Here is a 20,139-nt window from a genome sequence, read left to right as displayed (position 1 = left end):
CGCCCCATTCTTATACCTTGGCACTACAACGTCACAACCACATGGTGGACTTGCCCATCGTCACATAATTCAACGTAGTAACCGTCTTTTGCATCGTGCTCCTTAAGGGACATTTCTTGACCGTCCATCTGTAAAGCAGTCACACCGCCGGATTTATGCAGCGGATTATTGACGGTAATGAGAAAGCGCGTCCTGCCGAACCGGTAATGAACGGAATACTCCGGCCATTCACTGGGAATGCACGGGCTGATGTACAGCCGCGTCCCCCGTCGGCGAAGTCCGAGAATCCATTCAATTCCCGCCTGATACATCCACCCCGCGGCGCCGGTGTACCAAGTCCAGCCTGCATGTCCTTTGTGCGGATTCGCCGTATAAACGTCTGCCGACATCACGTAGGGTTCACCGGCGTACCTCCGCACTTCGTTTGACGTGCGCGTGTGGTTTAGCGGATTTAACAGGTGAAACAGCTCAAACGCCTTGTCCCCTTTCCCAAGCTGGCACCAGGCGATAATGCTCCAAATGACACCATGCGTATACTGCGCCCCGTTCTCGCGAATTCCCGGCGGATAGCCCTGAATGTAACCGGGACTAGGCTGCGTACGGTCAAAAGGCGGTGTCAGGAGACGGGCGACGGAAAGCTCCCGATCCACAAGCTCACGATCGAATGACTGCATCGCTTGCAGAGCCTTGTTCCTTGGCGCGGCTCCTGAAATGACCGACCATGACTGGGCAATCGCATCGATTCGGCATTCCTGATTGTGGATAGAACCGAGCCATTGCCCGGCATCGGTGAAGGCGCGGCGGTACCATTGTCCATCCCAGGCATGCTCGTCGAGTGAAGGAATGAGCCGATCCCTTACATCCCGGTAACGTTGCGACCGTTCTGCGTCACCTCGCTCCCTGCAAAGATCCGTGAACCGGCCGAGAATGTCATAGAGAAACCAACCGAGCCATACACTCTCGCCGCGGCCTTCCGCCCCAACAAAATTCATCCCGTCATTCCAATCTCCGATTCCGATCAGCGGAAGCCCATGTTCGCCAAAGCGCTGCAAGGCCCTGTCGATGGCCCGCAAGCAGTGATCGAACAGGGTTCCGCTTTTTTCTGAAACGCGTGTCGGCTCGTATCGTTCATGTTCCCCTTCCCGCAAAAGCTCACTGTGAAGAAACGGAACTGCCTCTTCAAACAGGCTGTCATCCCCCGTATGCTCCACGTATCGCGAAGCCGCATACGGCAGCCATAGTAAATCGTCGGAGAATAACGTACGGATGCCGCGCTCCGTTTCTTCATGCCACCAGTGCTGCACATCGCCCTCCTCATATTGATGCGCAGCGTGCAGCAAAATTTGTGCACGCGTAAGGTCGGGACGGGTGTGCAGAAGCGCCAATGAATCCTGCAGCTGATCGCGAAAGCCGTATGCGCCTCCCGCTTGATAAAAGGCGGATCTGGCCCACATTCTGCAGCCGAGCGTCTGATAAAGCAGCCATCCGTTCAGCAGGACATCCATCTCGGGGGATGGCGTAGATACCGAAATCTGGTCCAGCACATCATCCCAGAATTCCCCTACAAGCGCTAATGACTGCTCGCTGACACGCGCTTGACGGTAGGTTTGCGCCAATTTCATGGCGGCATCGCGCGACTGATCGCAACCGAGAAGTATGTAAACTGTCCGTTCGGCATCAGGCTCCAGCGTAAGCTTGGTCTGCACCGCGCCGCAGGTATCATAAAGAGCTCCCGTTGTCTTGGACAACCGCTCGCGGCTGAGTGAAGCGGGATTTTCGTATGTGCCGTTGCGCCCGAGAAATTCATTGCGGTCTGCCGTCCAGGACAGATCAGCCGGTTCGACTGGAGCAGACTGCTGAACCTCTGATGCTGTATCCGGGGACTCCTCCGACGCTTCAGGCAGCAGATACATACCCAAAAAGGCCGTAGCATCGCGAAACGATTCCTGATATGCATTGCGAGCCAGGAGCATTTGGGCCGATTCGTCCCATTCCGAAACGATGAAGGAGGCGTTCGCCTGACGTTGTACACCCAGCACCCATTCAGCGTAATAGGTGACGGAAAGGCATCTTTTTTCGGAAGTTTTGTTTTGCAGCCGCAATTTGATGATTTTGACAGGATCATGAAGCGGAACAAAAACGGTCATTTCCTGCATGATACCGTATCTCTCGTGATGAAACCGCGTGAATCCCCGACCGTGCGAAACCGTATAGGATTGGTCCGGATTTGCGGCAGACGAAGGAACAGACCATATTTCACCGCTTTCTTCATCCCGCAAATAACAAACTTCACCAGGCGGGTCGAGCACAGGATCATTGAACCACGGGGTCAATTTGCACTCCCGGCTGTTTCTCCACCAGGTGTAACCCGTGCCAAGCTCCGAAACAAGGCAGCCGAAGCGAGGATTGGCGATGACATTGATCCATGGCGCCGGCAAATGATTACCGTTCTTGATCACGATCCGATACTCCCGCCCATCGGGTGAAAACCCGCCCCAGCCATTAAAGAACATCAAATCGCGCACGTCTTCCGTCGGCGGGCTGCCGAACCGGTTTAACGGCACTGTCGCTGCGAACGGGGCCGGCCAGGCTTTATCCTGACGCGGCAGCTTGATTTGCGCCTTCAGACTCGGACCGCCCGCACGCAGGATAAGACGGGCTGCGGCCAGCAGCAGCGTCCTGTCCACATCCGGCAGCTGGTCGGCATTAATAATGAACACTCCCCCATTCCCTGCGTTATACCGGTCCATCCCGTGTTCTACCGCACTGCGCAGCGCTTTCTGCAAATCCTGCTGGTATCCGCCTGCCGATTCATTCAGAATGACCAGGTCAAAAAATAACCCCAAGCGGCGCAAATACTCGTGTCCGATCAGAAGTTTGGCAATAAATTTCATATTGGCCCGATTCTCGATCCGTACAAGGATCATCGGACGGTCCCCGGACACGCCATGCGCCCAGAGGCCGGACTGCCCTTTGGCATTCGCCATGATTCTGTCCTTCCGTTCCTTCCTCAGCGGAGAAGTATACAGCACCTGTCCGGCAAAGGTTTGGAAGGCCGCCGCCTCGGCGGCCGTAATGTGCAGATGCCTAAGCTCGATTTGACTGCGATTCCACGCGAGCAGAAATGTTCGTTCCACCGCCTGGTTCTCCAGGAACCGGCGGACGATGCCGACCGCTTCCTCCTTGGAATCGGCAATCCCGGTAACAGCGAACAATTGAACCTGTTCACCGGGCTCGATGCTTACCTGACGCCGCATGATAAAGGCAGGGTCCGCCACAGAGCCCACCGTACCGCGAAGTCGGGAACGGATCCCCTGCGGCTGGGAGATGGAATGTCCGCGGCCGATAAAGCTGGCCCGGTCTGTCTCATATTCCGCCGGTCCGAGCGTTCGTCCTTCCGCCATGAGGGAATGCGCCGCCCATACAGCCTTCTCACTTTCCTGTCGGGGTCTTCTTCGGGCGAGAAGGCACTCGGAATCGCCCGCATATTCTGTTTCTATAAATAATTTGCTGAAAGCGGGATGCGCATCATCAGCTATAGGGGGGGCCAAGGCCAGCTCCGTAAACGTTGTGACCTCTATGATCTTGGCCTCATTCCCCGTGTTGGTCAGCGTCAATCGGCGAATTTCCGCATTCCATTCGGGCGATACGCAGACTTCAAGACGGGTCTGCACGTCTCCGTCTGTACGCATGAAGGTGGCCCGGTCAAGCGAGAATTGTATGCGTTGTTCGGATGACGGAACACGGCACGGTTGAAATGCCGGAGACCACACCGCATCACGGGCGACGTCACGGATATAGATATAGCTCCCCCAATCGTCCAATACCGGATCCTCCCGCCACCGCGAGACGGCCAGACCTTCATATCGGCTGAACCCGCCGCCACTGCCCGTCACGACGGTCATATAGGTTCCGTTGGACAGAACACACACCTCCGGCGTACGCGTATCTGCCGAGAGGTATTCCCGCTGCGCATCATTCTGCACCGGCCTTGTTTCAGGCATATATTCACGTGCCATTGCAGGGTGTCTAATGATTTTGGGATGCGCGGGTATCCGCTCCTGCAGCAGCAGCTCCGCCGCCTGCACGCGCTTGTCGCGGTGAAACCGCTCGTACATTTTTACCGGCAGCAGTATGTTCGCAAGGGCAAGCAAACTCATCCCTTGATGATGGGCCATAAAGCTGCGGATGACCATGCATGTCTCATTATTCGGCATCCGTTCGGACGTGAAATCGATCGCCTCATAATAGCCATATTTGCCGCGCGCGCCAAGCTCCTCCATTTTACGCAAATCTTTAAGCCCTTGACGTTTCGCAAAAGGCAGCGCCAGAATGGCGGCATACGGCGCCACGACCAAATCCTGTTCCAGGCCCCGCTTGAAGCCGAGACCGGGAACGCCGAACGCCCTGTATTGATAGTTCATCTGGTAATCAAAAGCGTAATAGCCGGATTCGGAAATGCCGAAGGGGACACCCCTTTCGTGCGCATAATCGATTTGCCGCTCTACGACGGCGCGGTAGGTGCTATCCCAGATGGTGTTCCGATAGGTGCGCATCATCAGCCAGGGCATCAAATATTCGAACATGGTTCCGGACCAGGAGAGCAGCGCGGTGCGCTTCCCGACTTTGGTCATGGTCCGTCCGAGCGCGCGCCAATGAGCTACAGACACCTGACCGAGGGCAATGGCAATAAAGCTGGCCTGTCTTGCCTCTGATGCCATCAGGTCATACAGAATCTTATCGCGTTCTTGGAGCGCGGCATGATACCCCAATGTCAATAGTTTGGTCTTGTGATCGTAAAGCGGACGAAAGTCTGTCTTCTCAATCAACAGCGCCATGCGTGAGATCAGATGTTGTCCGCGTGCCGGCCAATCCTCTGCCGATGCTTTGCGTCCGGAACCGTCTTTATTCCCCCCGACTCCCGCGTCTGCCGTTTCCGTGGTCTTGTCCGTCAGTTTACCCTGCAGTGAAGGCACCAAATCCTCGGCGAATGCCACATGGAACGCTTCTTCCGCTTGACCTTGACCCTTGGTATTCGACTCCGGCTTTTCGTTGAATGTAAAGTCATTTTTGAGCCACTCGGCCAACCCCTCTTTGACTGTCATTAAATAGCCGGCGAAGTTACCGGAATCCACCGTCGATACGTACAGAGGAGGCAGTGGTTCTAGAGTAGTCGTGTCGTACCAGTTATAAAGATGGCCGTTCCATTTATTCATGCGCTCCACCGTATCGATCGTACGCTCCAACCGCTCAATCAGCCCGGGCGTATCGATAAATCCGAAATCCCGTGCGGCGAGCGTGCAGGCAAGATAAAGCCCGATATTGGTGGGCGAAGTTCGATGTGCAATGCCATTGGGCGGCTCCAACTGCACGTTATCAGGCGGCAGCCAATGGTCCTTTGCGGTAACGTAGTCCTCGAAGAAGGTCCAAATCTGTTTGGCCAACGCCTTCAGTTCTTCCTCTTCTCCCGGTTCGAGCGTCAGCTCGGCCTGTTGGACGGGACGGTCCAACCAGTGGACGACAAGAGGAGCGAATAACCATACAGCACAGAGCGTCAAGCCTGTCCACCGTACCGCTGGAGCGCCGCTCGCCGCCGCTGCCAACGCAAAGACAAGCACCAATGCATATCCCGGGTACATCCCTAAAAGCACAATATGCCGCTTTCCGCGGTTGCGGCGTTCAATTTCCGCAGAGCTGACCCATTCAAGCAAACGACGCTTTGAAACGAATAGCCGGAACAAAGTTCTGCCGATCGCGTCTAGCAGCAGAACGCTTTGAAACGGCAGAGTCAACAGGGTAACCAAAACTTGCAAAGCCGTGGCAAGCAGGCTCCGGGGACGCCGAATAGTATGCCGCATTGCCACGAGTTGGCGGATCAGCGGCAAAAACAATGTAGCAAACCCAAAAACAAACCAGCGTTCCGGTGATCCGGGAAGGACGCCCGTACCTAACAGCAGAAGAGCGAACAGCGCCGGCGGAAATAGACTGCGCCGCAGGTTATCGATCATATGCCAGCGGGTAAGAGCGGATAGATCGACCGGCAAGCTCTTTCCCCGCCGGTCGGATGTGCGGGGAAAGAGCCATAAAAGCAATTGCCAATCCCCTCGCACCCATCGGTGCAGTCTTCTTTGATACGCGCTGAACGCGGCAGGCTGGTCATCGATCAATTCAATGTCCGACAGCAAGCCTGCCCGCAAAAAGCCGCCCTCCAACAAATCATGGCTAAGGACCCGGTTTTCAGGAATACGTTCGCATAGCACCTGCGCAAATGCACTGACATCGAATATCCCTTTACCCGTGAAAATCCCCTGCCCTAATCCGTCCTGATACGGATCGGAAACCGCAAACGCATAAGGATCGATTCCCGGATCGCCTGACCATAAATAAGCCAAGCGCGAACGCAAGGACGATTCGTGACTAATGCCGATTCGCGGCTGCAGTACGCCGTATCCCTCGACCACCCGTGTCCGCGAACGGTTCAGCCGCGGCTGGTTATATGGCAGATGCAGGGTACCGATCATCCGGTGGGCGCTGCCGATCGGAAGCTGTGTATCCGCGTCGAGTGTAATGATATAACGGATGCCCGGAAGAACCGAGGCATCCCCGACTACGAAGTCGTAGGTCGTATCTGTTCGCCCTTTTAGCAGTTCGACGAACTCTACCAGTTTGCCCCGCTTGCGCTCCCAGCCCATCCATACGCCCTCAGACGGGTTCCACAATCTGCGACGTTGAAAAAGGTGAAACGTACTGCTTTCTTCCGTTTGGGAGTACGTGCGGTTCAAACTCTCAATACTTGCGCGGGCAGCTTCAAGAATGGCGGAATCCTGCGGAAGACTCTCGGCGTCGGCATCGGCAAAATCACCCAGAAGGGCGAAATGAAGATTTGGATCGCGGTTCGCCAGATAATGAAGCTCCAGCCGATCCGCCATTTCCCGCACTTGTTCGACGTTTGACCAGATCACCGGAATGACAACCATTGTAGTCGCCTCACTCGGAATTTCATGCGAGAAATCATAGCGAAGCAGCGGCCGCGGTTGCCTTGCGCACTCAATCATCCAGTGTGTTGCCGTTACAGCCCACTCACTCACGGGTATTGACAGCAAAAGCAAAACCGCCGTCCATCCGGTCAGCGTCAAGCTGAAGCCTCCTGCAATCCACAAAGCGAATCCGAGAAGTGCAACCAGGAACAGCCCTCTAAGAACGGTGAAATAAACGCCGGTAGCCCGTTGCAGCAGCCCTATATGCGACAAACGCCGGGGACTGCTGCATTGTTTCAGCGCGCGCTGGAGCTCTTTGACGCCGCTCGGTTCGAGCAGGTAATAAGCGATATACGCCGGACGAGGCATCACATCCGGACGAACCGCACTACCCGCGGCACTCTCCTTCTCCGCTATATGGGTGTTGGCTTGTTCTCGTTCCGCGCACGCCAGGTTATACTCTTGTGCCGCCAGTTCCACAGCCTGCTTGGCGATCAGATTCTCCGGCACATTAAAGCGGCGGGCCAGCCGCTCAACGCGTCCCCGCAGTACGCTGCGGCTTGAATCATCCAGCAATACATAGTCACCGGAGTTTTCTTGCCTCATGGTTTGTTCCACAAGGCAAATTTGCTCGAATGGTTCGTGCCAGTCGCAGCGTTCGATTTTTCTCAGACTGCTGATGGCATTGCCTATCGTCACTTGATATGCCGCCTGAAGCTGATACTCATAGGAGACGATACGATCCAGGCTGTCAGGACCGTTTTCCAAGTTGCACAACAGCCATTCACGTACGTGTGCCGAATCGTCCGTCCATTCACGCAGATGACTGACCAAATGGACGATCATCGGACCGGAGAGCGGCATCTCTTGGCCTGCTTGTTCAAGCACAGCCTTAAGCGCATCGGGACTTACCTTCGACGGCTCCATTCGCTCCAGCAGCCTTTCGACGAGTGAACACACCTCATGCCGTTCGCGAATGAATTCCATCACTTCGGCCAATCGCCGGATCAAGGCAATTCTTGCGATAAGCGGGATCGCCCACGTTTCAGCAATGGTCAAAACGGATACTTCCTGATAAGAATTGATATAGGAAACAAAAGTGTCCATGTCCAGGTTTCCGTCCACGTGTTTCAGATAATCGGCGCAGATCGAAAGAATCCGTGGCTCGCCGGTCTTGCGTAGATGCGGCAAACGCCGCAAAAAGCTTCCGGTGAGCTGGCTTTTAATGACTAACCCCTGTTCCTCAATGAACTCCGCGTGATCAAGGAACCATTCTTCCGCCGGCTGCGAACAACTTGCGCGACGTCCATGCATGGAGCGTATGAACGCAGTCAAATTTTCCATATCCGTAGTAAAATTCCGCCATATGCGCATCGCTAGGCGCCGCGTGATGTATGGTTCATGGGTTAGCGCAAGTTCATGAGCTTTTTGTCGGAGTTGTTCCGTATGTAGATTCATACATCCTCCCAAAGAAAGTCAGAAATTAATGTTAAAGAAGTCATGTCTATAAGATCTGTTGACTCCGTAACGGTTAAGTTATAACAGTTAAAACATTCCCATTTATGCTGCAAATTATAAATTTCGCTTCGGAAGGATGTATATTTGGTATGTGTTGCCCTCTTCAATCCGGTCAATAATAAAACCTCCGGTACCATTATTTAAAAGTGGTTCCGGAGGTTCTTCATTCATTTCGGGGACAGCGTTTTACGCAAGCTTACCCTCATCATCACAGGAATCTGTCCTGCGTATCGGATGCGGGAAAATCGCGCATATTAAGTTGGAAAACGAGTTGTGCATATTCGAAGGAATCGAGGAGTAGTATCCCATGTCTAAACATATAGCTGATCATCTGTATGTTTCAAACATTCGGCAGCATGCCTTATATTGCCGTATCTGGATACCTGTTAACGCTAAAGCACTTATTATTTTTCTGCATGGGGCGGGACAGCACTCGGGACATTACTCCTGTATCGGCACGGAGTGTTTAAACCGGCGGGTCGCTCTCGCCGCGCCAGACCTGCGGGGTTTCGGACGTTCGGGGGGAAGACGGGGGCACATTCTTCGATTCCAGGAATATTTGGATGATCTGGAAGAACTGGTCTCCCGCTTGCAGAAGCAGTATTCGGGATTGCCAATCTATCTGTTCGGCCATAGTATGGGTGGTCTCATCGCCATACGTTATGTTCAACGGTTTCCCGGCAACATAGCCGGCGTTCTGTTGTCTTCCCCGGCCCTGGGAATTTATCCGCCTCCGTTCATCATCAGAAAATGCATTGAATTTTTTTCGGTCGTCGCTCCAACCCTGCCTCTTGACCTGATCAGGTGGAACGAAATCTTAAGAAGACTCAAATGCTTCCGGGCGAGTTTGCCCGATTGGACCTCCGACGCCATAAAAGAAGAACAGCTGCCGACCATCTGTTATACTCCGCGCTGGTGTACGGAAATGATGCATCACGGTAAAATGGCTATAACGGAAATCCAGAATTTTCATTTCCCGGCATTATGTCTGTACGATGTATACGATCCGGTAGTCAACGTCAAGCTTATTGAACATTTTTTTGAAATCATGCCCTCAAAAGATAAGACAAGTATCGTCTACCAGGACGGCGAGCATCAGCCTCTGCAAGGCAGCCGACAAAAAGAAGCGCTGGAGCAAATTTTTCAATGGTTAACTCCCCGTCTATAACCTCATAACATGGTTTGAATCGACTTGAATAATAAAGCCGACGCACTTAATGTCATCATGATCAGCACGGAATAACGAAACACTTGATCGGAGATTTTCTTTTGCAATGCAAAGGCTGCCGCAAGCGCCAACAGGGCCGGGACGATCGCCCCTATCGAATAATAAATGACCGGGCCATGGTAAAGCCCCAGTTTATAAACGGTCATAAGCTGTATAACATCAATCGTCACAAAAAAACTGTTGATCATAAACAAAAATTCGTCCCGGCTCATCTTCATCTGCAGCATATACATGCTGATGATCGGACCGCTGGCACCGGCGGCGCCCTGGGCGGTCCCAGCGATGAACCCTACCGTCGCATCCAGCCGTCTCCTCTGCTTGATCGCGGGAAAAACGGCGAAAAAAGAGGTGCCGACAAAAAGAAGAATGATGACACCCAGAACTGCCGACAGAATGGACGGATGGATGCGAACCAACGCATAGGAACCGACTGCGATGCCGCACATTCCAAACATCATCAAGGAAGCGGCGTTTTTGATCAAGCCCCAATTTTTCGGTGTTCTGATCAACATGATTATATCCGTTAGAAGTGTAGGCACGATGGTAATCGCAATGGCGGTTTGCAGATCAAACAAGAGCGTCAAAACCGGCGTGGCCACAACAGGAAGTCCCATGCCGCTGATGCCTTTGGCGAATCCTGCAACCAGCAGGGCCAACACCGCGATAAAAATTGCAATCGCTGATATCGTCAAAAAAATCACCCGGTTTTAGGCCGTATTTTTTCATTGCAGCTCAGGTGCTTCATGATATAACACTATATTCCACAGATAGGTCTCATGCTTGCGCCGGCGGCAGTCCCCGGATTCCTCCGCTCCTCCGATGCCGCTAACCGGTTATCGTGAATGGCTCCCGGCTTATCACGCAAAAATTGAGGAGAGCGCCGGTTTCTGACGGCCAATAATTCCGCCGCTATGCTGACCGCGACTTCTTCTGCCGTTTCTGCACCGAAATCCAAACCGATAGGACTGTATATGACATCACGTAAGGATTCTAATCGTGTTGAATCGATCTTTACGATTTCATGCAGGATGCGTTCGGTTCTGCTTTTGGGTCCAAGAAACCCGATGTAGGATACCTGTTGAGAACAATACAGGCGAGCCATTATTTCATTAAATCCGGAAGCCACATATATAATTGCGGGATATAACTGATAATCGCCAAAGACAATAAATACCAGACCCAGAACGGCTTCAAGCTGGCAACCACTTCGGCCATAGACTTTTTAAACACGCCCTGACTGACGAATAAATTCAAGCCGAACGGCGGTGTGAACATGCCAATGGCAAGATTGACGGTCATAATCAGCCCCATTTGAATCAGATCAATCCCCAAAGCATTACAGATGGGTACCAATAATGGGGTAATGACCAGAACAGCCGAGGTCGGATCAAAAAACATCCCGACAAGCAGCAAAAATAAATTGATAATTAATATAAACACAACCGGTGACAAATCCGACGTCAAAGCCGTCAGTTTTTGCGGCACTTGAGCAAAGGTCAGGGCTTGCGAAAACACGGTGCTTGAGGCGATGATAATAAAAATTTGTGTATTCAGCATCATTGCATCTTTTATCGCGCCGAAAAATGTACGCAGACCCATTTCCCTGTAGATAAAAATGGCTACAACCGTGGCATAAACAGCGGCTACGGACGCGGCTTCTGTCGGCGTGAACAGTCCCCCGTAGATACCGCCCAAAATCACTGCGGGCAAAATAAGGATCCAAAAAGCATTTTTGGTTCTCAGCATAAATTCTTTAAAAGAAAACCGCTCTGCCGTCTCCACCTTGTTCGAGCGCCAGATAATATAAAACGAAATCAGGCCTCCGATCAGTAAAGCCGGGACGATCCCCGTCAAGAAGAGGGCTCCTGTCGATATGGAAGCTGTGGCGCCATACAAAATCATCGTAATACTTGGCGGCATAACGACCGCGAGAGCCCCGCAGGAAGTCAAGAGTCCGAGTGCAAAGGATTCTCCTGACGCTTTTGAGATTTCCGGATACAGAATTTTACCGACCGTTGCTGTTGATGCAGCGGACGAGCCGGATATCGTAGCGAAAAATTCACTTGCCAATACCCCTGTTAACGGCGCACCGCCACGATACCTGCTGACCAGGTAGAATAACCAATTGACCATGCGCTTGGCCATGGAGCTGGTCTCCATTAATGCGCCCGCCAACAGGAAAAAAGGTACGGCCGCCAGCGTAAATTTAAACACACTATCGAATAAAACCAATACAATGGAAGACATGTCCATGTTCATTTCAAACACAAGGATATAGATCCCTGTGGTCAGCAAAGAAATATAAATCGGGAATCCCAGCGCCAAAAACACAATAAAAAGAATCGCACTAATGATCATGGGGGCCACCGTCTTCATCCGACATAAAGAGCTGTACAAGTTTGGTCAATGCTGTTAAAGCAAATCCGACAAATATAATCCCGAATAGTAAATATAAAGGAATGCCTAAAGATGCCGTTTTATTGCCTACATCCATGTTTCTTTGCACGACTTCCCAAGAAGCCGCCGTGAGGCAAATCGATACGGCCAATATTAAGAGATGATGCGATTTCCGGATCCAAAACTTAACTTTCTTCGGGAATAAGTCGAAAACAACGGACACATTCAACTGCTTGTTGGTCCATTCCACATAGGCTAACGGCAAAAAAACGAGGAGCACCAGCAGAATGCTGTCCATCTCTTCCGTGCCGATCCAAGGTTTATTCAATGCTTTACGCATGACCACATTGACAAAGGTGAGAAAAGTCCCTATTAAAAAGCATACGGCAATTACGGTTAGAACGACCTTCCAAGCTTGCTCCGTCACACTCTTCAGCCCACTATTTTTCAAGGATAACTCCCCCGATACTTAACGATTAGTTCGTTTTGAATTGTGCCTGGATTTTGGAGATAATTTCTTTCGATCCCGGAACTCTGGCTTCAAACTTAGAGATGATCGGCTTGGAAGCTTCCACCAATTGCTGATGGAATTCGGCGCCGGGCTCGATCACTGTCACGCCCTCTTTTTTCATTTCCTCGATCGACTGGAGATCTCTTTCTTTGGCATATTGATGGGCCTCATCCGTAATTTCCACGGCAGCCTCTTTAACCGCCTTCTGCAAATGCTCAGGCAGGGAGTTTAACCAATTCGTGTTGGCCATAAATATGGAGATCTCCGCGCCTTTAGGCTCCATCAATAAATATTTAGCGCTTTCATAATATTTTCCGGAATGAAAAAAGCTTGCGGCGCTTTCCAAACCGTCAATAGTCCCCTGCTGCAGCGCCGTGAACAGCTCGGGCACGCCCATGGCTACTCCTGCGCCGCCCCAGGCGTTAATCTGATCTACCAATACAGGCGCACCCATAACGCGAATCTTTTTGCCTTTCAGGTCTTCCATTTTTTCGACCTTGTCTTTAAGCAGAATCGTACGAGGGCCGTATTCGTAATAACGCAGAGCCGTGATGCCTTGCTTATCCAAGCTTGCTTCAAACAGCTTTCCGCCTTCCCCATTCAGAAACTCCGTCGCTTTCTGTACATCTGGCCATAAATAAGGAATGTCAACGATCGTCATCAGCTCATTAAACCCGCCTAAGAACGCCGTAGGCTGCACCATACCTTGTATGGAGCCCTGCGTAAGCATTTGAAGCATCTGGTCGTTGCTTCCCAACTGACTGGCCGGATAGAGCTCCACTTTCAATTGACCGTTGCTTTTCGCTTCGGCAGCTTTTTTAAACAGTTCCATTTCATGAGTTTGCGGATCGTTCGTTGTAGCCGTGGCAAATCTCATCGTGTAGGTTTTGCCGTCCGTCTTGGATACGTCGGACCCTTGCTTGGCTGCCGGTTCTCCATCGCTGCCGACTGACGCTGCAGGCGCAGAAGATCCGCAGGCGCTAACGAGCATCACAGACATCAACCATAACAGGACCAAACCGTGCTTTACTTTCATTTTCACTGGAAACACCCCTTATAAATATGTATTTAGCTTTGCCGATACCTCAGCGGCCGGCATGACGTCCGCATACTTCATATCCAGATCCAGCAAAGTGGCCTTATGCGAAACCGATATTCGGTCTTTTACGCATTCTTCAGGAATAATCACATGGTAATTATATGAAGCGGCATCAACGACGGTGGCCCGCACACAGCCTGCGGTAACGAATCCCGTAACAATTAAGGTATCGATGCCCAATGAACGGAGAATCGTCTCGAACGGAGTAGCAAAGAAAACGCTTGCATATAACTTGTCAATGACGATTTCATGATCCAAAGGCTTCAGCGGTGCTACGATTTCGTTTCCGCTTTCATTCCGGTGAAGGCGCTGCGTTCCTTCCTTCTTCATCTTCCTTCTGAAGGAATCATATACGGCGTCTTTTTCCGCTGTAATCCACCGGGAATGGATCACCGGAATCCCCTTCTGTCTGGCCAGCTTCAGCAAGACTTCTGTCTTGTCCACCGCATCCCATGCTTCCTCGCCGATACTGGAAGGATACTTGGCAATGGATTGCTCAATGGGAAGACGTTCACCGACAAAATGAACCTGCGCATCGATAATTACCAAAGCCGGAGTCTTGCCAAAACCGCGCCTTCCTCCAAAAATGCTGTTCTTTACAACCCAGGCGTCTCTCTCGTTTAAAATATCATCCCATGATGACATACGGCTTCCCCTCCCCACAATGATTAACTCATAACCAACGCAACGGCCTTATTCTAAAAGTCTTTCCTTTTTAATCCCAGGCACAAGGCCCTTTTCCCGCATGACGGAATCCAACCAGGCAGGAAGAGCCTGCCCCCTTGCAATCTCCTCCTTCCGTTTGATCTCCCGCTGTTCTGTTTGTTTCATCTTGTCAAGCACCGAAGACAGCCCTTCTCTCTGAATGATGACCACTCCATCGTCGTCCCCGACGACGAGATCCCCCGGGCGAACGACAACACCGCCGCAAGTCATCTCTCCATTAACAAAGCCTGGACCGTTTTTCTCTACGCTGACCGGAGCTGTGCCCCGGCAAAAAACGGGGAAATCGAGCCGCCGGATGGCGGCGCCGTCGCGAACGATCCCGTCTACGACCAGACCACCCAATGCCAGAGCCATCGCCGTATGCGTCATCAGCTCGCCCCAGACGGCCCTGCGCTGCCCGCCATTGGTATTGACGACCAGCACGTCTCCCGGCCGCGCCAGCTGCAGCGCTTTGTAGAGCATCAGATTGTCATTTGCAGGAAGATCGACCGTAACGGCACTGCCCCACACCCGTTTTCCGGAGCCGAGCGGCTTGATCCCAGGGTCCATAGCCCCTGTCCGATTTTGCGAATCCGTTACGTCCGTTGAGCTTGCATGCTGCAGTTGTTGGATTAAAGCGGCATCCGCCCTATCGAATGTTTCGATAAAGCCGAAACCGATCCCGCCAATGATGCTTGGTTCTTTCATTTAATGGGCTCCTTCCATTCTGTCCGCCTGAATCATCTGCGAGGCCGCCTGGATGGCTTGAATGATCTGCCCGTAGCTGGCACATCGGCATATATTTCCGGACATAAACTCTTTAATCTCATCCTCGGACGGATCGGGGTTTTCCTCCAGCAATTTTTTGGCCATCAGAATCATGCCGGGCGTACAATAACCGCATTGGAATGCCGTATGCTCCATAAAAGCTTCCTGCACCGGATGAAGCGCGTCCTCTGTTTCCAAGCCTTCAATCGTCACGATCTCTTCCCCGTCTGCGGCTGGCGCCATATAGAGGCAGCTGCTGACCGGATTTCCGGAAACGATGACGGTGCATACGCCGCACAGTCCGAGCGCGCAGGTTTCGCGGGCCCCCCCCAAGTGAAACCGGTTGCGCAGAACATCAAGCAGGCTCTCACCCGGAGAAACTGACGCGGAAACCTGTCTTCCGTTTAACTTAAAGCTGATTTGCTTGTTCAAGTTGATCGCTCCTTACGTTTAGATTTGCTGCTGTAATTCCGAGGTTCTTTGTTGCTGAACTTCCCTGATGGCCCGCAAGACTTTCTCCGGAGTCAACGGCATACTATTGACCCTGGCTCCTGTCGCCTGATAAAGAGCATTGGCGATCGCGGGCTGGACGCCGAAGGATGCCGTCTCGCCCACTCCCTTGGCACCGAACGGCCCCTCCGGATGGGGAACCTCCACGATGATCGTTTCTGATTTGCCCGGCAAATCTTTAAATGTAGGAACCTTGTAATCGGCCATGTTCGCATTGATCATTTGACCGTAATCGTATCGGCATTCTTCAAACAACGCTTGCCCGATCTGCATCACCGCCGCACCATATAACTGCTGATGGACCTGGAATGGATTGATGGCCTTGCCGACATCGCCGGCCGACACCATGTGCAGAATATCGATTTTGCCCGTTTCGGTATCCACCTCGATTTCAACCGCCGTTCCTCCCGGAAACCAGAAAATGGCCACATCCTCCGATTGACCCGTTTCAGGATCGGGGCTTTGATAATGACTTTCAAATACATATTTTCCGATGATACAGCCCGCCGGCATATGAAAGATGTCTTTGATCGCCTCTTTTAACGTCATCGCCAGTTCGGGGCGTCCTGCAACATGCACCTTTTCATCCGCAAGAGACAAAAGCTCCGCGGACACATCATATTTTCCGGAAACATGAGCAAAAATTTGATCCCTGATGTCCTCGGCCGCTTTCAAAATCGCATTGCCCATATAAAACGTCGAGCGGCTTGCGGCAGTTATGGTATCGTAAGGCGTGACATCGGTATCGGGGTGTACTACGGTGACCTTTTCGAGAGGTAATCCAAGCACCTCGGCGGCGATTTGTCCCATCATGGTGTCCGAACCCTGCCCCATATCTACTGTGCTGCAGAATACCGATGCGCTGCCGTCGGCGAACAGGTTGACGATCGAGCCAGAAATCGACGGAGTTAATACGGCTTTTAGTCCAATCGCCGTTCCTTTGGCACGGATTTTGCTGCCGCTGCGATGTATGGCACCGGCCTGTTTTTCTTTATAAAATGCCGTCCATTCAATGCTTCTGTCCAATTCCTCAATAATTTGATCAAGACCGACCGAAGTCATTTTTTGCCCTGTGGCGTGGATTTTCCCCTCGGTCAGCACCTGCTTGCGGCGGAAATCGAGCGGGTCCCATCCCATTTTGGCCGCAATAATATCCATTTGCGATTCATATGCCCACACCAGCTGCGGTACGCCGAAGCCCCGGAAAGCCCCGGCAGGAACATTATTCGTATATACGCAGTAGGAGTCGATGCTCACGTTCGGTATATCGTATGGGCCTGCTGCGGTAAAGCCTGATTTTTGCGTAATCCGCGGGCCGATATCGGCATAAGCGCCCGTATCCCAGTACACCTGACAATCGCGGGCGACAATGCGTCCGTCGTTCGTGACGCCGGTACGCATCTTAAAGACCGTTGCATGCTTGGTCAGCGTAATAAATACTTCCTCCATCGTCAGCGCCAGTTTCACCGGTTTTTTCACGATCAGCGCCAGCACCGCAACCAAGGCTTCGATTTTGACATAAAGCTTGGTTCCGAAGCCTCCGCCCAAATAAGGGACTCGAACGCGAATCTGGCTTTCCGGCTTTTTCAATACATAAGCGACCTCACTGCGGATAAATGAAGGGCTTTGATTGGCCGTCCAAATATTCATCCTGCCGTTGGAATCCAGTTGGGCAACCGCCACGTGCTGCTCCATGGGAAGATGAACCGCCGCAGGCGTCCGGAACGTATCCTCGAAGATATGATCCGCTTCCGCGAAGCCTTTCTCCAGATCCCCGTGACGCAGCTTATAATGCAAGCAGACATTGCTCCCTTCCTTAGGCAGCAGATTTTTCAAATCCGCAAAGCTGCCGGCGGGCCTGATCACTTCATGAACGATTGGCGCTCCTTCTTTGGCCGCCTCAAGCACATCGAATACAGGCTCCAGTTCTTCATAATCTGCATTGATATAGTTGACCGCATCGGCGGCAATGGCCGCAGTTTCGGCAATAACGGCAGCAACCGGATCACCTATGTAACATACCTTGTCGAATGCCAAAACCGGCTGATCGCGAAATGCAGGACCGTAATGCATATGGATGTCCATATTCTGCAAATCGGCGCCGGTTACGACCTTTATGACTCCGGGGATTTGCTCCGCTGCGCTGGTATCAATGCTTTTTATCCTTCCATGCGGCACCGTGCTTCGCAGCACCTTGATATGCAGCATGCCTGGAAGCTCCATGTTCATCACGTATTCGGCCTGGCCCGTAATCTTCCCTTTACTTTCGATCCGGCGATGAGATTGTCCTATAACCGGCATTCTGTTCACCCCTTCTGCCCTTCCGGCAATAATTGCTGTAACACCCTGCGGACATGGACCTTCAGCATTTCCTTCTTATACCAGGAACTTCCCCGTAAATCCTCGGAAGGCTCCACCGCATGAAAGGCCATTTCGGCTGCTTGCTCTATCCATGCTTCACTGCCTGGCTTGCCCAACAGCAGCTGCTCGACCGCCTCCAGCTTCGCAGGCACATCCGTTACGGCGCTGACCGCCATACGCACATCGCAAAGGATTCCCTGCTCCTGCTGAATAAAAGCGGCGACCCCCAACGTAGGCCAGTCGTCGTTGGACAGTGTCGTATATTTGATGTAAGCCCCCTTCAACCCGGGGTCGGTCTTGGGTAAAAGCACTTCCGTGACCAGTTCGTCGGGCCGGACAGCCGTCACATAATAGCCTTGGAAAAAGTCAGCCAGCGGAATCCATCTGTCTCCCCTTACACTTTCCACTTTCACCTTGGCATCCAAGGCCAACAGGATCGGTGGCAAATCCAGATGGGCATCTCCGTGTGATAAATTGCCGCCAATACTGGCCACATAGCGGATTCTCGGGTTAGCCACATGATGAAGCGCTTTCGAAATGACCGGATAGTTTTGTTCGATGAATGGAGATGTCTCCATTTCCCGCAGCGTGGTCATCGCGCCGATCCGCAGGTTCCCATCATTATCCGGCCGAATGTAATTTAACTCACACCTCACCTTTTTCAAACTGATTAACCGTTCCGGTTGATAAATCCCCTGCTTGATGATCAACGAAAGCGCGGTTCCTCCACTAACCACACGGGTCAGATCATCTCCCGACGCCAGCGCATGCTTCACATCCTCCAGCGTTTCCGGTTCCACCCATTCAACATTCAGCATCCTGCCATCCTCCTCCCTCAATATCGGTTAATGTTGCACTTCCGTAGGCTCCAGCGCCTGCCGGATATTCTCAGCGAACTGCCCGCCCATCTCCGCCGCTTTTGAGCGAAATGCGGATTGTCCCAGCGAGCCCAGCTTACCGGCCATGCTCATATCCATGATGTAATGAACCTGAGTAGCTCCTTCAGCCGGTGCGGTCAGATTCATTTGGGCCTTCATTTTCAGCTGTCCGACCAGCGACATCGGTTTCCCGTCCACCTCGGACACAAGCTGCTGTGGAGGCGTCATTTCCGTAATCCGAACATTCAGATGAAAGCGGAGCTTCATAAAAGCGATTTGTACGGAAGCCACAGCCCGGTATATCCCGTTTCCCATATCCTTGACTTCCTCACAGCCTGGCAGGCATCGCGCCAGAGATTCGGTATCCATCAAAAAGTGCCATACCTTCTCCTGGTCCGCTTTAATTTCAAACTTGTCTTCAATGATCATTCCTTGAACCTCCCGTTTATGAATTCCAGGCCAGATCAAAAATAGCCGCTGCCCTTGTCGGGCCGGCAGTTCCGCCTCTAACCTTGAGCGGCAAGCCGATATAGATAAACCTTTTTCCTGCAACCGCTTTCAAATCACCTAAGTTTTCCGTATTAAGCAGCCCCCTTTCGCGGCAAACGGTATGTGCGGGCTTCCATTCTTCTCCCTGATGGGGGCTGACATCGATACTGACCGCATCGATTCCGATATGAATCGCTCCCTGATCGGCAAGCCACTCCGCCGCTTCCCGGTCCAAGCCCGGATTTTTCTGATGATAATCGGGCCTGGGAAAATGACGTTCGTATGTACCGGTATAAATCAGTACGGTACCGCCAAGCGGTATGGTCAAATCGGCTTTACGGCAAGCATCCTGCAATGCGTTCCTCGTAATAAAAGCAGAATCGGGGACATGGCTTACATCCAGACAAACCGCAGGTCCTATACATTTCTCCAGCGGGATTTGTTCAATCGATAGAGCATTCTTGTCCGGATCCATGTGTGTAAACGAATCCGTATGCGTTCCCGCATGCTCCGACATCAGCAGCGTATTGACGGCAAACGTCCATTTACCGTCCTCCTTCACGGTTAACTGTGTCATCGGAAAAATCACGGTGGGCTGGTGACCCGGATAAACAGGCTGGCCTCTAAAAACCTCTTGCGACAGATCAACAATTCGCGGCAATGGGAACACTCCTTTTCGAAAATAATATTTCTTCCTG

14 protein-coding genes are annotated in these 20,139 nt (G+C 52.2%); 1 reads left to right on the top strand and 13 read right to left on the bottom strand.

The genetic code is table 11. The features are described from left to right. Nucleotides 1-23: 23 nt before the first annotated feature. The gene (locus NR121_RS16810) at nt 24-8,435 is read right to left on the bottom strand and encodes a glycoside hydrolase family 94 protein (RefSeq protein WP_256831515.1); all 8,412 of its coding nucleotides are present in this window, start codon (nt 8,433-8,435) and stop codon (nt 24-26) included. A gap of 367 nt (nt 8,436-8,802) precedes the next feature. On the opposite strand from NR121_RS16810, the gene NR121_RS16805 reads away from it, so the two are divergent. Continuing rightward, nucleotides 8,803-9,663 carry an alpha/beta fold hydrolase gene (locus NR121_RS16805; RefSeq protein WP_062408652.1) on the top strand — a complete coding sequence of 287 codons (861 nt, stop codon included), beginning with the start codon at nt 8,803-8,805 and terminating at the stop codon, nt 9,661-9,663. A gap of 2 nt (nt 9,664-9,665) precedes the next feature. Here NR121_RS16805 and NR121_RS16800 read toward each other — a convergent pair whose 3' ends face one another. The 12 genes from NR121_RS16800 to NR121_RS16745 all read right to left on the bottom strand — a co-directional run bounded on the left by NR121_RS16800 (nt 9,666) and on the right by NR121_RS16745 (nt 20,102). Further along, the gene (locus NR121_RS16800) at nt 9,666-10,415 is read right to left on the bottom strand and encodes a sulfite exporter TauE/SafE family protein (protein ID WP_062408653.1); all 750 of its coding nucleotides are present in this window, start codon (nt 10,413-10,415) and stop codon (nt 9,666-9,668) included. Between the two features lie 62 nt (nt 10,416-10,477). Next, nucleotides 10,478-10,825 (bottom strand): XdhC family protein, encoded by a 348-nt coding sequence (locus tag NR121_RS16795; protein ID WP_054818388.1) that lies wholly within the window; start codon nt 10,823-10,825, stop codon nt 10,478-10,480. Beyond that, nucleotides 10,825-12,081, bottom strand: coding sequence for a TRAP transporter large permease (locus tag NR121_RS16790; RefSeq protein WP_054818387.1), 1,257 nt, complete (start codon nt 12,079-12,081; stop codon nt 10,825-10,827). Before NR121_RS16790 ends, NR121_RS16795 begins: the two co-directional genes overlap by 1 nt. Then, nucleotides 12,071-12,571, bottom strand: coding sequence for a TRAP transporter small permease (locus NR121_RS16785; protein WP_062408654.1), 501 nt, complete (start codon nt 12,569-12,571; stop codon nt 12,071-12,073). Before NR121_RS16785 ends, NR121_RS16790 begins: the two co-directional genes overlap by 11 nt. 25 nt (nt 12,572-12,596) lie before the next feature. Then, nucleotides 12,597-13,667, bottom strand: a complete 1,071-nt coding sequence (locus tag NR121_RS16780; RefSeq protein WP_235594339.1) for a TRAP transporter substrate-binding protein — start codon at nt 13,665-13,667, stop codon at nt 12,597-12,599. 18 nt (nt 13,668-13,685) lie between these two features. Beyond that, nucleotides 13,686-14,375, bottom strand: coding sequence for an isochorismatase family protein (locus NR121_RS16775; protein ID WP_054818384.1), 690 nt, complete (start codon nt 14,373-14,375; stop codon nt 13,686-13,688). Between the two features lie 48 nt (nt 14,376-14,423). Beyond that, entirely contained in the window at nt 14,424-15,143 is a 720-nt protein-coding gene (locus NR121_RS16770; RefSeq protein ID WP_256831513.1) for an RraA family protein, read from the bottom strand. Then, nucleotides 15,144-15,635 carry a (2Fe-2S)-binding protein gene (locus NR121_RS16765; RefSeq protein ID WP_054818381.1) on the bottom strand — a complete coding sequence of 164 codons (492 nt, stop codon included), beginning with the start codon at nt 15,633-15,635 and terminating at the stop codon, nt 15,144-15,146. It lies immediately after the preceding gene. An 18-nt stretch (nt 15,636-15,653) separates the two neighbouring features. After that, a complete protein-coding gene (locus tag NR121_RS16760; RefSeq protein WP_256831512.1) occupies nt 15,654-18,014 on the bottom strand; it encodes a xanthine dehydrogenase family protein molybdopterin-binding subunit in 2,361 nt (786 codons plus the stop codon). A 5-nt stretch (nt 18,015-18,019) separates the two neighbouring features. Continuing rightward, nucleotides 18,020-18,892 carry an FAD binding domain-containing protein gene (locus NR121_RS16755; RefSeq protein ID WP_054818375.1) on the bottom strand — a complete coding sequence of 291 codons (873 nt, stop codon included), beginning with the start codon at nt 18,890-18,892 and terminating at the stop codon, nt 18,020-18,022. A gap of 27 nt (nt 18,893-18,919) precedes the next feature. Next, the gene (locus NR121_RS16750; protein ID WP_062408658.1) at nt 18,920-19,381 is read right to left on the bottom strand and encodes an SRPBCC family protein; all 462 of its coding nucleotides are present in this window, start codon (nt 19,379-19,381) and stop codon (nt 18,920-18,922) included. A 16-nt stretch (nt 19,382-19,397) separates the two neighbouring features. After that, nucleotides 19,398-20,102 (bottom strand): cyclase family protein, encoded by a 705-nt coding sequence (locus tag NR121_RS16745; RefSeq protein WP_256831510.1) that lies wholly within the window; start codon nt 20,100-20,102, stop codon nt 19,398-19,400. Nucleotides 20,103-20,139 lie beyond the last annotated feature (37 nt).

Origin of the sequence: Paenibacillus sp. Pae15, assembly GCF_024519685.1 — a bacterium.
Taxonomy (GTDB): domain Bacteria; phylum Bacillota; class Bacilli; order Paenibacillales; family NBRC-103111; genus Paenibacillus_G; species Paenibacillus_G naphthalenovorans.
This window is presented reverse-complemented; position numbering and strand designations above follow the sequence as displayed.

Bases quoted from the DNA above. Each gene is read 5' to 3' on its own strand.
- NR121_RS16795 (WP_054818388.1), bottom strand. From the start codon at position 10,825: ATGGCTCGCCTGTATTGTTCTCAACAGGTATCCTACATCGGGTTTCTT.
- NR121_RS16770 (WP_256831513.1), bottom strand. From the start codon at position 15,143: ATGAAAGAACCAAGCATCATTGGCGGGATCGGTTTCGGCTTTATCGAA.
- NR121_RS16755 (WP_054818375.1), bottom strand. From the start codon at position 18,892: ATGCTGAATGTTGAATGGGTGGAACCGGAAACGCTGGAGGATGTGAAG.
- NR121_RS16760 (WP_256831512.1), bottom strand. From the start codon at position 18,014: ATGCCGGTTATAGGACAATCTCATCGCCGGATCGAAAGTAAAGGGAAG.
- NR121_RS16805 (WP_062408652.1), top strand. From the start codon at position 8,803: ATGTCTAAACATATAGCTGATCATCTGTATGTTTCAAACATTCGGCAG.
- NR121_RS16780 (WP_235594339.1), bottom strand. From the start codon at position 13,667: ATGAAAGTAAAGCACGGTTTGGTCCTGTTATGGTTGATGTCTGTGATG.
- NR121_RS16750 (WP_062408658.1), bottom strand. From the start codon at position 19,381: ATGATCATTGAAGACAAGTTTGAAATTAAAGCGGACCAGGAGAAGGTA.
- NR121_RS16810 (WP_256831515.1), bottom strand. From the start codon at position 8,435: ATGAATCTACATACGGAACAACTCCGACAAAAAGCTCATGAACTTGCG.
- NR121_RS16775 (WP_054818384.1), bottom strand. From the start codon at position 14,375: ATGTCATCATGGGATGATATTTTAAACGAGAGAGACGCCTGGGTTGTA.
- NR121_RS16790 (WP_054818387.1), bottom strand. From the start codon at position 12,081: ATGATCATTAGTGCGATTCTTTTTATTGTGTTTTTGGCGCTGGGATTC.